Here is a 12,859-nt window from a genome sequence, read left to right as displayed (position 1 = left end):
GGGACATAACTAAAAATCAATTTGAAAAGGCGAATGATTCGATTGCAGAATCATTCGCCTTTCGTGATTTTATTTGAACAAGCGGAGGGAGAACCCGAGACTTCTACGGAACAGAACGCGGTGAAGACACTGTAGCGGTGCCTTTTCCGCGAAAGTGGCTGAGGCCGTTCTTGTGGGTGCGAGGAATTCTCCTGTAGCGGGTTATTTGCTACATTAATGTTATGTCCCGCCCTCATTTTGCGTTTCCTGCGCGCTAGAACTTAAACCGTTGTCTCTTGTTGCTTTAATACCTTAGCATCAAAAATAAACGGTCCAAACGGAACAATCGATGCGATAAACGCAAGTAGTGCTGTGAATAGTGACCATCTAACACGAACCATCATATAGAAAATAGCTGCAATGTATAACACAAACAAAGCGCCATGTGCAGATCCAACAATCGTTACGGCCATATCTATTCCAAGACCATATTTAAGTGGCATAGCTAGGCCAAGCAGTAGTAAAAATGACATACCTTCTAAATATCCGATCACTTTAAATTGTTTAATGGGGTCCTTCATGTGTAAAGTCCTCCTTCATAAAATGGCTATATCTTCTATTGTACTACTCTACCGGACAAGAATACGCCTGGCTCATGAATTTTTTGTGAAGGAACGATTAAAAGGTTTGTCCGCAGACTCAAAGGGTACACACTCTTTACGATCTATTATGAAGGAGTGATGAAGTTGTCTACAGTAACGGCAGGTATTCAAATCTTACCGAACGGCAAGGATGACGGGACTCATGGTGATCTTCCAGAGATTGTACAAGTGATAAAGGATTCAGGATTACCTTATAAAGTAGGTCCAATGGAGACAGTGATTGAAGGTGAATTGGATTCTGTATTTGAAGTCATTAAAACGGCACAAGAAAAAAGCATTGCGCTTGGAGCAAGTGAAGTACATTCAACCGTAAAACTACATTACAGACCAAGTGGCGTGTCATTATTAGATAAAGAAGAATAGAATAGGAGTTGTTTTGATGGATACTCATCAATTATATATTAACGGATCTTACATGGCTTCTAAGTCAGATGAAATCATTGAGGTTGTGAATCCTTCTACAGAAGAAGTGATTTCAAAGATCGCAAATGCAACGGAAGAAGAAACCAATAAAGCCATCGAAGCAGCGTATGAGGCGCAAAAGTCATGGGCGAAAAAAACTCAGGTAGAGCGAGGGAAGCTCGTACGTGATCTTGGTAGACGCCTGGAAGAAAATAAGCAGCATTTTGTTGAGCTGTTAATTGAAGAACAGGGAAAAGATTATGAACTTGCAAATGGAGAAGTTCAGACAGCTATCGATTATTTTTACTACATGTCTGAATGGGCTAGACGAATTGAAGGTGAAATCGTTCCTAGTGATCGACCGAACGAACAGATTTACATGCAGCGTAAGCCAATTGGGGTAGTTGGAGGCATTGTACCTTGGAACTTCCCGGTATTTATTCTTGCCAGGAAAGTAGCAACTGCCTTGATTACTGGATGTACAATCGTCCTTAAACCAAGTCAACAAACGCCTAATACAGCTGTTGCATTCACAAAGCTTGTTGATGAATCAGAGCTACCGGCAGGGGTGTACAACCTTGTGACTGGAAAGGGATCATCTGTTGGGAATGTACTAGCGAGTCATCCTAAGGTTGCCATGGTTACGATGACCGGAGGCGTTGGAGCTGGTACAAAGGTGATGGAAGCGGCTGCCCAGAACATGACAAAAGTGAATCTTGAATTAGGTGGGAAGGCACCAGCCATTGTTACAAAGCATGCAGACATTGATCTTGCTGTAGAAAGCATTACAGAATCACGTCTAACGAATAATGGACAGGCGTGTACCAATGCAGAGCGTGTGTATGTTCATGAGGACGTATCAGAAGAATTTATTGCAAAGCTAAAAAAAGCATTCAATGAAAAAACGTACGGCAATCCACTTGAAAACAAAAAGGCTGACATTGGTCCATTAATTAGTAAAGACCACCTCGAAGGCGTACAGGAGATGGTCCAGCGAGCGCTCGAAGCGGGAGCTGAACTTCTAACAGGAGGACAACCGGCGCAAACGGATAAAGGATTCTTTTACGAGCCAACCTTACTAATGAATGTTAAGCAAGATTCAGAGATCATTCAGGAAGAAATCTTTGGTCCTGTTCTTCCAATCATGACGTATCAATCGTTTGACCAAGCGATTGAATGGGCGAACGATTCCAAGTATGGATTATCTTCTTCGATCTATACAGAAAATGTCCACGAAGCGATGCGTGCCGCGGATGAGTTACTATATGGCGAAACCTTTGTAAATCGTGAGAACTTTGAAGCCATTCAGGGGTATCATGCAGGATTACGTCAATCAGGACTTGGCGGAACGGATGGAAAACACGGTATTGGTGACTTCCTAGTTACTCACACGGTATACATGCAATTTAAACAAGACTAAACGACATTCAAGTGCCTGTGAACATATGAAACACAGGCACTTTTTTTATGGGAATAAAATACGTTAATCCTTGTTTTTTTAAAGGGATATTCTGCATAATAAAAGAATGTAGAGAATGAGCCGAATTAGAGGAGGGTATTCCTGTGGATGTACAACTTGTACCGGTTAAGCAAGAAGAGGCTCCTATCCTGCATAATCTTATGCAATATTATATTTACGAATTTAGCGAATACTTACAAGATATAAGGCTTGAAGAGAACGGTCAATTTGAACCGTTTAGATTAGATGGCTACTGGATAGAGCCACACCTCCATCCATTATTTATTAAAGTGGATGATCAGCTGGCTGGATTTGTTCTGCTTGAAGCCACACCTGATTCATCGCCTAATTCAGTAAATGAGTTCTTTGTATTGAAACCATACAAACGAAAAGGCATAGGTAAACAGGCAGCTTTTAACGTATTTAAACGATGGCACGGAAACTGGGTTGTCGCACAATTAAAAGAAAATAAGCCCGCCCAAGCATTTTGGAACCGTGTGATCGATGAGTATACAAATGGAGATTATGAGCAGTTAGAGGACCATGAGAAGCGGACGATTCAGTCGTTTACGTTGTAGACCTCTTGTGCGTGTTATAATTGGTTTTAAACGTTGAAGAAGGATAGGATGAGTACCTTGGATAGATTAAATGTAACATTACAAGCAGATAGTCGATTAGCGGCATTGTATAAAAAAGGATTTCCGTTAATTGAACAGGAACTAGTTGATCAGTCGGAAGAACCTTTGCAAGAAGGAGACCTTGTAACGATTGAGGATGAACGGGGAGAGTTTGTTGCGAAAGGTTATTATGGTCAGCAAAACAAAGGGCGTGGCTGGGTCTTAAGCACAAAGAAGCAAGAGGAGATCAATGCGACTCTTTTTATGCAACGCATCCAAAAGGCAGTGGCCATGCGTGGACAGCTTTTTGCGGATGAGAAAACAAATGCGTTTCGCCTTTTTAATGGAGAAGGGGACGGTATTGGTGGGATCACGATTGACTTCTATGCAGAATATGGCGTGATTACGTATTACAGTGAAGGGATTTACTCCATGAAGGAATGGGTCATGGAAGCTGTAGAGCGAACGTATCCTTTTACTGGGATTTATGAAAAGAAGCGATTTGCGAATAAAGGATCGTATGTAGAAGACGATGATTTTGTTAGTGGACTAGAAGCGCCAGAACCATTAGCGATTTTAGAAAATGGAATCAGCTATGCGGTTTATTTGAATGATGGGCCAATGACGGGCATTTTCTTAGATCAGCGTGAGGTGCGTAAGCGAATTCACGAGCATTATGCCAAGGGAAAAACCGTGCTTAATACGTTTTCTTATACAGGTGCATTCTCTGTAGCTGCGGCAACGGGCGGGGCACATGTGACAACAAGTGTTGATCTGGCTTCTAGAAGCAAAGAACGGACAATCGAGCAATTCCAGTTGAACGAGGTGGATCCGGAAGAGCATCGTATTCACGTAATGGACGTGTTTGATTATTTTAAGTACGCACAAAAGAAAAGCCTTGCGTTTGATTTAGTAGTACTTGATCCACCGAGCTTTGCTAGGTCTAAAAAGCAGACGTTTAGTGTGGCGAAGGACTATCCAGCATTGCTTGGTCAGGCCATTGCCATCACAGAGGAAAACGGAGTGATTGTGGCTTCAACGAACAACAGTGTGCTAGGTATGCGTAAGTTTAAAACGTTTGTGGAGCAGGCATTCAAAAGCCAAAAGGTCGGTTACACCATCCTTGAAGAATTTACAGTGCCTGTAGATTATCCTTATTTAAATCAGTATAAGGAAAGTAACTATTTGAAGGTGTTGTTTGTACAGCGGGAAGATTAAAAGTCTTTGGAGGGGTAGAATGCCGCTAGCGTGATGGCAGGCACGATTTCCTCGTATGTAATTTAATAGAACAATTAATGAAAAAAGGCGGTACATCCTGGATGCTCGCCTTTTTGGTGTGTAGTCAAAGGATGCCGTTCCCGGAATGGCCGACACGCTTTCCTAGGGGGGCATTGAACTAAAACTGGCTAATGCCAGTCTTATTTCAATCTCGCCTTTGCACCCCACAGGAGTCGGTCGGCCATTCCGTCCGCTGGGGTTGTGGGGGTAATCTAATTACATCGTGAAATTTAATATATAAAAAACAAGACGAAGACAGCTTTAAAATTTCTAGATAATTCTTAAAATATATAAAGTAGCAGGGGCATCACTTAATGCAACGTCTCTGTCTTTTTGGTCTGTCCGAATGTAAGCATTAAGTATCAACTTAAATTTCATTAATACAACTCAACGAAATAACAGATCAAAAAGTGAGATGAGCAAATCCAAGCGGACGAGATGGCGGCCGACTCCTAAGGGAGAAAAGGGCAGGGGTGAAATGAGCCTTGGCGCAGCCAGGATTAGTTCACCGCCCTCCCTAGGAAAGCGTGCCGCCATCACGGTAGCGACATCCTACCACTCTACATCGAAAAGAGCGCATAATTATCCGCTAGCAACGTACTAAGTTAATTTATCAATAGAATCCACTTGTTTTTAAAGAACGATCTATCAAAACAAAGCTTAAGCTCTAACCAAGCGGACGAGATGGCAGGCCGACTCCTAGGGGAGAAAAGGGCAGAGGTGAAATGAGCCTTGGCGCAGCCAGGATTAGTTCACCGCCTTTCCTAGGAAAGCGTGCCGCCATCACGGTAGCGACGTTATTCCACCACACAACAAAAGGAGCGAACATCCAAGATGCTCGCTCCTTTTACATTTATTATTTTTCTTCTGAAGCTTCGTCAGTTTTTGCTTGTGATTCTTCGCTTTCACTTGGTTTTGAGCGTTTAACTTCGTTTGTGAGTTCTTCAATTGAAGAGCGCACGTTTCCTTTACCTGAGAAGTTCTCAATCAGCTCTTTCATATCAATGCCAGAAGAAGCTTTTAGAGAATGCTGTAATGTGCTCATCAAGTCTGTAGCGTAGCCAGTGACTTTGTTTGCACCACTGTTCTCGCCGTTGCCACCTGTATCAACAACAGTGATTTGATCAATGTTAGAAAGTGGAGCTGCCACTTGTTTCGCATAATCAGGAAGCATTTTCACAATCATATCAAGCATAGCAGCCTGACCGTATCCTTCGAAGGCTTCTGCAATTTTCTCTTTCGCTTCGGCTTCTGCAAGACCTTTCAGTCGAATAACCTCTGCTTCCGCTTCCCCTTGTGCACGATCCGCTTCCGCACGAGCTAAACCATCCACACGAACTTTTTCAGCATCGGCTTTTGCCATTGCTTCAACACGGTACTTATCGGCATCTGCTTCAGCCAATTGTTTGCTTTTTGCAGCAGCAGCAGCTTGCTCAACCGAATAACGATCGGCATCGGCTTTTTTCTTCACTTCTGAATCGTACTGACGTTCACGTCTTAGAATCTCTTTCTCTTCTAATTCAATTTGCTTTTGACGCTCAATGATTTGTACCTGCATTTGCTGCTCGGTTACTTCTTGCTTCGAGCGCGCTTCTTGTAAGTGGTAAGATTGGTCAGCAAGGGCTTTCGCTTTCTCTTGCTCCGTACGGTATTCAGCCACTTTTAGTTGGTTATCTTTTTCGGCTTCTGCAATTTCCGTTGCACGCTCAAGCTCAGAACGCTGTGCTAGCTTATTCGCTTCCGCTTGCTTAATACGTGTTTCCATTATAGCGTCAGCAGTAGCGATATCTGCATCACGTTTAACTTGCGCAATTCTTGGTTTACCTAATGATTCTAAGTAGCCATTCGTATCTCTAAGATCTTTAATGGTAAATGATACGATGATAAGCCCCATCTTTGCTAAATCCTGTGAAGCAACCTTTTGTACTTCTTGAGAAAAACGCTCTCTGTTTTTGTAGATTTCTTCTACAGTCATAGAACCTAAGATCGAACGTAAATGACCTTCTAATACTTCTTTTGCTTCCGTTTCACGATCTTCACGCGTTTTTCCTAGGAACTGCTCAGCAGCTGTTGCGATTTCACTAATGGAACCACCGATTTTAATAATCGCAGTACCATCAGCAATAACGGGTACACCTTGCTCTGTATACACTTCAGGTGTTTGTACGTCTAGTTTACTAGAAAGTAGACTAAGAGGTTTTGCTTGTTGAAAGACAGGCATAACAAACGTACCACCACCGCGTACAATCTTAATGCGATTTCCGGATCCGTCGATGTTTACGTTTTTGCCACCCAAATAACTACCTGTAACAATCAATGCTTCGTCTGGACCTGCTGTTCGGTACTTTGTAACAAATACCCCGATTAAAGCAAGAACAATAGCAGCAGCTGCTGCAATAACAAGAATGGTCGGACTAATAAAAGTATCCAATAAAATTCCTCCTAAATTAAATTAAAATGATAGCTCTTTCTCTTTAACTGATACGTACGCAACGCCTTCTTTAATGTCGATCACGAAGATGTCTGTGCCTGATGCGATCTCCACGTCATCAAATGCTTTTGCTGTTTTTGAAACATTTCCTCCCGAATCATAAAGAATCACTTCTCCAAATCCGTCTTGAGGGATAGAGACAATCACATGTCCTGGCCTGCCGATTAAATCATCTTCAGTGTAAGCATTTGATTCTTCTGCGTTTGTTAATGGGATAAGGACAAAAATATTAAGTAGTAAAACCAGTACCAATGATACGAGAGCGGATAGGATCAGGACAACTACACTATTTATTGAGGTCAGTGTTTCAAAAAGATATCCACCAGCACTTACAAACGTGACAAACGAAAGAAGTAAAGTAGGGTTGAACCAACCGTCTGGGATAAATTCAAACATACCATCTAAGATGTCGCTTACTAGAATGTAAACGAGTGTCAAAACACCACCTGCAATTAATCCGTATAAGTAAATTTGTTCAATGTTCTCCATGCTAATCCCCCCTTACGATGTCCCAGTAAAATGAAAGAGATATAATTCCATCCCTTTCCATAGTATCACTCCTTCCTTTATATAGAAATGTCTAATGTGTAGGTCTTATGTCTGAATATACGGAGCAGTCAGGAAAAGGTTGCACAAATTGAAAAGTTTATGAGAAAAAAGTCCGAGGATCGTCCTCGGACTCAGTTGGACATTCACTTAAATGGTCACTCGCTCATGATTTGTAATGATTTGATCATTTACATAAAGCTCACGCGTGTCATTTGTCTTTACCTTGAAACGTGCTTGAGTATATGGAAGGTTGTAGCCATTTTCGGAAACAGTGGTTGTTATTAGAATAGCTTGGTCAGTCGTTTCCATTGTCACTGTAACAGTGGCATGAGACTCTTTAAAATGACGAGTGATCCCGTCATCCTCGTAAAGAGTGTGGCTGACTTGAGTGTTCTCTTTTGATGGATACAAGAGGAAGGCACGTTCATCCTTATCCTTTTCTTTAAATGTCCGTGGTGCCTCGTTGATTGGAATAATCGCACCGGCTTTAACAAGTAAAGGCGTTTCATCAAGAGGAGCAGGGATTGTCGCGTATGAGCCACCTTCTACATGGGTTCCACGATAGAAATCAAACCACCCACCAGCATGATTTGGTGCATAAACTCTTCTTTCTGTAACACCTGGTTCAACAACAGATGCAACAAGTAAGGAAGGTCCTACTAAGAAATCATCATTCTCTTCCCACGTCTTCTGGTCATCCTCAAAGTCTAGGAAGGTTGGTTTCATAATAGGCTCATGCTGAGTGTGAGACCGATAAAAAGCTGTATACCAATAAGGGGTTAACATGGATCGTAATTGAATCAGCTTTTTGATTGCTGGCGTCGCTTCTTTATACATCCATGGTTCGTTAACGGTCTCGTCCTCATTCCACGAATGGATTGTGAATCTGGGGTGGAATACGCCATTTTGAACCCAGCGTACAAATAACTCTTCATCAGGTTTTGGACCAGCGAAGCCACCTACGTCATGACCGATATTATGAATGCCTGATAAAGTTAAACCAAGACCAGTCTTGATGTTGTAGCGAATCGTCTTCCATTCTGTTCGGTTATCTCCAGTCCAAGTCTGAACATATCGTTGCATTCCTGGTGCACCTGAACGAGAGATGAGGAACGGACGCTGGTTTTGGTCGTGTTCCTCCTGCGCTTCAAACGAAGCCTTCATCATGAGAAGTGGGAACACGGCTCGGATCGTTTGGAAATCTTGGCGGTCACCAAAACCGTGGACGCTGGCACCTGTATTCCAAATCTCGTATTCATTATTATCATTCCAGGTAGACTCAATGCCATAAGAAAGCAATTGTTCCTTCACTTGATCCTTCCACCAGGTAAATGCATCAGGATTTGTGAAATCAAGATACGCGCCACCACCGTCCCAGAATTGGGCAAGCTCCGTTTCACCGTGCTCGTTCTGAATGAAAAAGTTTTGCTTCTCTAGTTCTTCATATTTCGGATGACTTCGCAGGAATGCAGGTTTAATATTCGCAGCAAGTCTTAGCCCTTTTGCTTTAAAGTCGGCAGCAAGCTTTTTAGCATCTGGAAACTTTTCCTTATTCCAATGAAACACATATCGTTTGTCATCAATGGAGGTGTAACCTGACGAAAGCTGGAATGAATCACATAGAATGTCGTGTTCCTCACAATGCTTAATGAATTGCTGCAGTTGCTCTTGTGCATTTTGTGCATCTGTATAACTCATCGTTGAACCAGAATAGCCAAGACTCCACTTTGGAGGCATTGCCGTTGTCCCTGTCATCCACGTGTAGGTTTGGACAACGTCACGTACCGTCGGACCAGCGAGCATGTAATAATCCAAATCACCGCTTTCTGCTTCAAAGTAGCGATATAAGGAGTGGTAATTATCAAGCTCTCGACCTAAATCGAAGTATCCTGGGGCCAGGTTGTCATAAAACAATCCATATGAGAAACCGGTTTTTGGATTACGTGTAATGTAAAACGGAATATGCTTGTACAAGGGATCTGAGAACTCGGCATCATAACCCATCGCATCAATAGTGATATTCCGGTACCTACCATGGTGACGGTTTAAGGAACCGGTCCGCTCACCAAGTCCAAAGTATTGCTCTGTAATCTCTCTACGCAAATAATGTTTAATCGTTGATCCGAGTTCCCCGTTATAGTTATACGCTTGAGTCTCACGATCCTCTGCGAAAACAATCCATTCATCCATATCTTTTCTCGACCATGTGATTCGGAAGCCTTCTTTTTCAATCGTAGCTTTTAATGAATCTGTGCTGACTTCAAAAGTGGAATTGGTTTCATGGTACGAATAGGTCGGGCAAGAAAATCCAGTGGTTTTTTTGCGCGGGCGTCCGGAAAGCTCAACGTCGGATTCACCAGGCGCAATACTCCATGTAGTCGGAAGCTGTAAGCCTTCTTTTTTCTCAAAAAGAACTCGGATTATGTCCTGCTCTAACACATAAATATGTGCAAATATCTGGGATTCATCGTTGTAGAACGTTACATAAGCCTCATGTTTCTCTTTTAGGGCAAATTGGTAAGCGTGCTGAATATTCATATAATCTCTCTCCTTTAAATAAGTGTTACATTAAACCGAATAGCGTAGGTAACCATGTGCTGATTGTAGGAATCATTGTGACTACAATTAGTACAGAAATAACTGCAATATAAAATGGAACAAGTGGACGTACCACTTCTTCAATTCGTACACGACCAACTGTACTTCCAACAAATAAGGCACTACCACTTGGTGGAGTAATGTTACCAATACATAAGTTAAAGATTAGAATGATACCAAAATGAACTGGATCCATTCCGAATTCTGTTACAACTGGTAAAAAGATTGGAGTGAAAATTAAAATGGCAGGTGTAACATCCATAACCGTTCCAATTAGCAATAGGATTAGGTTGATTAACAGCAAGATCAGGATTGGATTTTCAGTCAGCGTTAAGATAGATGAACTTAATGCGTCCGGTATTCCTGTAAAAGCCATAACAAGAGACAACATGGCAGACGTACCGATTAAGAACATAATGACAACCGTCAGCTCAACAGCTTCTCTAAAGATACCTGGTAATTGACGCAGCGTAATTCCTTTGTAAATAAATGAGAGAATGAGCGAGTATACAATAGCGATTGCCGATGCCTCTGTCGCCGTAAATACTCCGGCTATAATCCCACCAATAATAATAAAGATTAAGAACAAACTAGGAATCGCTTCCCAAATCACCTTAAGGGGTGAATGGACTCTTGATTCAGGAGAAGCAATGTACCCTTTTTTCTTCGCAATGATAAAGGCAACGACCATTACAGCCAGTCCCCAAAGAATACCAGGTATGTATCCAGCTAGAAACAAAGCAGCAATTGACGTTCCTCCACTTACTAAAGAATAGATAATAAACAAACCGGTCGGAGGAATAATCAATCCTGTAGGAGCAGAAGCGATGTTCACTGCAGCAGAGAATTTCCGGTCATAGCCCTCTTTTTCTTGAAGTGGGTGCATAACCTTTCCAATGGCTGCAGCGGATGCTACTGAAGAACCGGCAATCGATCCAAAGAGCATATTTCCTACAATATTTGTATGAGCTAATGAACCAGGTAATTTACCGGTTAGAAGCTTTGCTACATTAACCAAACGCAGGGCAATCCCACCTTGGTTCATGATAATTCCTGTGAGTAGGAAGAACGGAACAGCAAGCAACGTAAAACTATCAATTCCGGTAACCATTTTCTGCGCTGATGTGAAGATCGCAACATCAAATGGAGCGATGATAAACATCGTTACAATGGACGCCCCGGCAATGCTAATGGCAATTGGAACACCAATGAGAAGTAATATGATAAATATAACAACTAGACTAATTCCTGCTAGAAGAGCCATGTTGATTCTCCTTATCTAATTTAGATTGTTAATGAATGGACAAGTCCGTTTCGGTTGTTTCATTTTTTGCGCCGTTTTTGCCAGTTACTAGCTCTACAACTGTGAACCAAGTAATAAGCGCTCCTGAGATTGGTAGAGAAAGATAGACATACCCCATTGGAATACCAAGAGACACGGTTTGTTGAGACATCGTTAATGAAACAATTTGAATCCCGCCATAAACCATGACTATGAGTGAGAAGAGAACGAGGAAAAGGAGGGCGAGCTGTCGAATTCGCTTTTGGATTCCCTTGGAAAACCGTTCAACAAACATCTCAATGGCAATATGTTTCTTTAAATGGAAGACATAAGCCCCTCCGATCATTGTGACCCAAATGAGTGAGTAGCGTAAAAATTCCTCTGAAAAGGTACTAGGTGAATTTAAGATGTAGCGACTGACTACTTGCCAAACAGCTACGAGAACCATGACACCAAACATGGTCGAAGATAGAAAGATAATAACCTTACCGAGCAGCTTGTTAATAGAATCAATCATGTTCATCGCTTCCTTCTCCTATTGTTTGAATTCGTTCATAATAAGAAGTGAGATCTGGGTTATTACGAACCTGCTCATGTATAGGTTCAACTAATTCGCGAAAAGCGGCTTTATTGACATCCTCATGAAAGGTAACGCCAAGTTCTTTTGCTGCTTCGATAGATTGATTAATTTCCTCGGCCCACAGCTCCTTATGGAATTCGGTTGATTCCATAGCAGCTTCTCTTAGGATTTGTTGTTCTTCTTCTGTGAAACGATTCCAACGGTTCTTACTAAAAATGAGAAGGTCAGGCACAATTGAATGCTCCGTATAGGAATACTCCTTTGCTACTTCCCCGTGATTTGTAGAAATTAATGCGGTTTCATTATTTTCAGTACCATCAATGACCCCTTGCTGAAGAGAAGTGTATACTTCACCAAATCCCATTGGTGTCGGGGCACCACCCATCAATCTCGTCATTTGGATAGCGGTTTCACTGGGTTGCACACGAATCTTGAGACCGGATAGATCCTCTGGCTCTTTGATAGGCTGATCGACGGTATACATATTTCGGACGCCAGAATCATAATAGGTCAAACCAAAGAATCCGTTTTCAGTGGTAGATTCATAGATATCAGTAGCAATTTCACTTTCCATGACTTCATAGTAGTGATCTTGATCTTCAAACAAATAAGGGATACTGAAAAGCGCATAAACAGGTGAAAAGCTCTCAAGTGCAGTGGCGCTTACCTTGGTCACATCTACGGCACCAGTTTGAGTAAGTTCAATGGCTTCACGTTCTGACCCAAGCTGTTCATTTGGATAGAACTCAAAAACCAATGAGCCATTGCTTTTTTCTTCAGCGACTTCTGCAAAATGAGTTAATGATTGATGGATAGGATGTGATTGGTTCATATTGTGAGCCAGACGTAACACAGTTGTATCGGTTGACTGCGCGACAGGGCTTGAACAAGCTGTTAGCAAAACAGGTAGAGCGCTTACAACAAAAAGTACAGTGCTGCTTTTCATATCACTTTCTCCTCCT

11 protein-coding genes are annotated in these 12,859 nt (G+C 42.0%); 4 read left to right on the top strand and 7 right to left on the bottom strand.

The window, feature by feature from the left end:
* Nucleotides 1–260: 260 nt before the first annotated feature.
* A complete protein-coding gene (locus tag ACQKKO_RS18180; RefSeq protein ID WP_498649691.1) occupies nt 261–560 on the bottom strand; it encodes a DUF3817 domain-containing protein in 300 nt (99 codons plus the stop codon).
* Between the two features lie 165 nt (nt 561–725).
* On the opposite strand from ACQKKO_RS18180, the gene ACQKKO_RS18175 reads away from it, so the two are divergent.
* The 4 genes from ACQKKO_RS18175 to ACQKKO_RS18160 all read left to right on the top strand — a co-directional run bounded on the left by ACQKKO_RS18175 (nt 726) and on the right by ACQKKO_RS18160 (nt 4,337).
* The gene (locus ACQKKO_RS18175; protein WP_498649689.1) at nt 726–1,004 is read left to right on the top strand and encodes a thiamine-binding protein; all 279 of its coding nucleotides are present in this window, start codon (nt 726–728) and stop codon (nt 1,002–1,004) included.
* Nucleotides 1,005–1,020: 16 nt separating this feature from the next.
* Nucleotides 1,021–2,463: an aldehyde dehydrogenase gene (aldA, locus tag ACQKKO_RS18170; protein ID WP_498649688.1), complete on the top strand. Its 1,443-nt coding sequence runs from the start codon at nt 1,021–1,023 to the stop codon at nt 2,461–2,463.
* A 143-nt stretch (nt 2,464–2,606) separates the two neighbouring features.
* Nucleotides 2,607–3,080, top strand: a complete 474-nt coding sequence (locus tag ACQKKO_RS18165) for a GNAT family N-acetyltransferase (protein WP_498649686.1) — start codon at nt 2,607–2,609, stop codon at nt 3,078–3,080.
* Between the two features lie 48 nt (nt 3,081–3,128).
* Nucleotides 3,129–4,337, top strand: a complete 1,209-nt coding sequence (locus ACQKKO_RS18160) for a class I SAM-dependent rRNA methyltransferase (protein WP_498649684.1) — start codon at nt 3,129–3,131, stop codon at nt 4,335–4,337.
* A gap of 916 nt (nt 4,338–5,253) precedes the next feature.
* On the opposite strand, the gene floT is transcribed toward ACQKKO_RS18160, so the two are convergent.
* From floT to ACQKKO_RS18130, 6 genes are all read right to left on the bottom strand, one after another.
* Nucleotides 5,254–6,816: a flotillin lipid rafts scaffold protein FloT gene (gene floT / locus ACQKKO_RS18155; RefSeq protein WP_498649694.1), complete on the bottom strand. Its 1,563-nt coding sequence runs from the start codon at nt 6,814–6,816 to the stop codon at nt 5,254–5,256.
* 33 nt (nt 6,817–6,849) lie between these two features.
* A complete protein-coding gene (locus ACQKKO_RS18150; RefSeq protein ID WP_498649682.1) occupies nt 6,850–7,377 on the bottom strand; it encodes an NfeD family membrane protein in 528 nt (175 codons plus the stop codon).
* A gap of 207 nt (nt 7,378–7,584) precedes the next feature.
* Nucleotides 7,585–9,975, bottom strand: a complete 2,391-nt coding sequence (locus tag ACQKKO_RS18145; RefSeq protein WP_498649680.1) for a glycoside hydrolase family 31 protein — start codon at nt 9,973–9,975, stop codon at nt 7,585–7,587.
* Between the two features lie 25 nt (nt 9,976–10,000).
* Nucleotides 10,001–11,299 (bottom strand): TRAP transporter large permease, encoded by a 1,299-nt coding sequence (locus tag ACQKKO_RS18140; RefSeq protein WP_498649678.1) that lies wholly within the window; start codon nt 11,297–11,299, stop codon nt 10,001–10,003.
* Between the two features lie 28 nt (nt 11,300–11,327).
* The gene (locus tag ACQKKO_RS18135) at nt 11,328–11,840 is read right to left on the bottom strand and encodes a TRAP transporter small permease (protein WP_498649676.1); all 513 of its coding nucleotides are present in this window, start codon (nt 11,838–11,840) and stop codon (nt 11,328–11,330) included.
* Nucleotides 11,827–12,843, bottom strand: a complete 1,017-nt coding sequence (locus ACQKKO_RS18130; RefSeq protein ID WP_498649674.1) for a TRAP transporter substrate-binding protein — start codon at nt 12,841–12,843, stop codon at nt 11,827–11,829. The genes ACQKKO_RS18135 and ACQKKO_RS18130 overlap by 14 nt, the downstream gene beginning before the upstream one ends.
* Nucleotides 12,844–12,859 lie beyond the last annotated feature (16 nt).

Origin of the sequence: Alkalihalobacillus sp. NPDC127517 (assembly GCF_050276055.1) — a bacterium.
GTDB lineage: Bacteria > Bacillota > Bacilli > Bacillales > Bacillaceae_D > Alkalicoccobacillus.
This window is presented reverse-complemented; position numbering and strand designations above follow the sequence as displayed.

Excerpts from the sequence above, each read along its gene's own strand:
- ACQKKO_RS18180 (WP_498649691.1), bottom strand. The coding sequence starts at position 560 with ATGAAGGACCCCATTAAACAATTTAAAGTGATCGGATATTTAGAAGGT.
- aldA (WP_498649688.1), top strand. The coding sequence starts at position 1,021 with ATGGATACTCATCAATTATATATTAACGGATCTTACATGGCTTCTAAG.
- ACQKKO_RS18160 (WP_498649684.1), top strand. The coding sequence starts at position 3,129 with ATGAGTACCTTGGATAGATTAAATGTAACATTACAAGCAGATAGTCGA.
- ACQKKO_RS18150 (WP_498649682.1), bottom strand. The coding sequence starts at position 7,377 with ATGGAGAACATTGAACAAATTTACTTATACGGATTAATTGCAGGTGGT.
- ACQKKO_RS18145 (WP_498649680.1), bottom strand. The coding sequence starts at position 9,975 with ATGAATATTCAGCACGCTTACCAATTTGCCCTAAAAGAGAAACATGAG.
- ACQKKO_RS18140 (WP_498649678.1), bottom strand. The coding sequence starts at position 11,299 with ATGGCTCTTCTAGCAGGAATTAGTCTAGTTGTTATATTTATCATATTA.
- ACQKKO_RS18135 (WP_498649676.1), bottom strand. The coding sequence starts at position 11,840 with ATGAACATGATTGATTCTATTAACAAGCTGCTCGGTAAGGTTATTATC.
- ACQKKO_RS18130 (WP_498649674.1), bottom strand. The coding sequence starts at position 12,843 with ATGAAAAGCAGCACTGTACTTTTTGTTGTAAGCGCTCTACCTGTTTTG.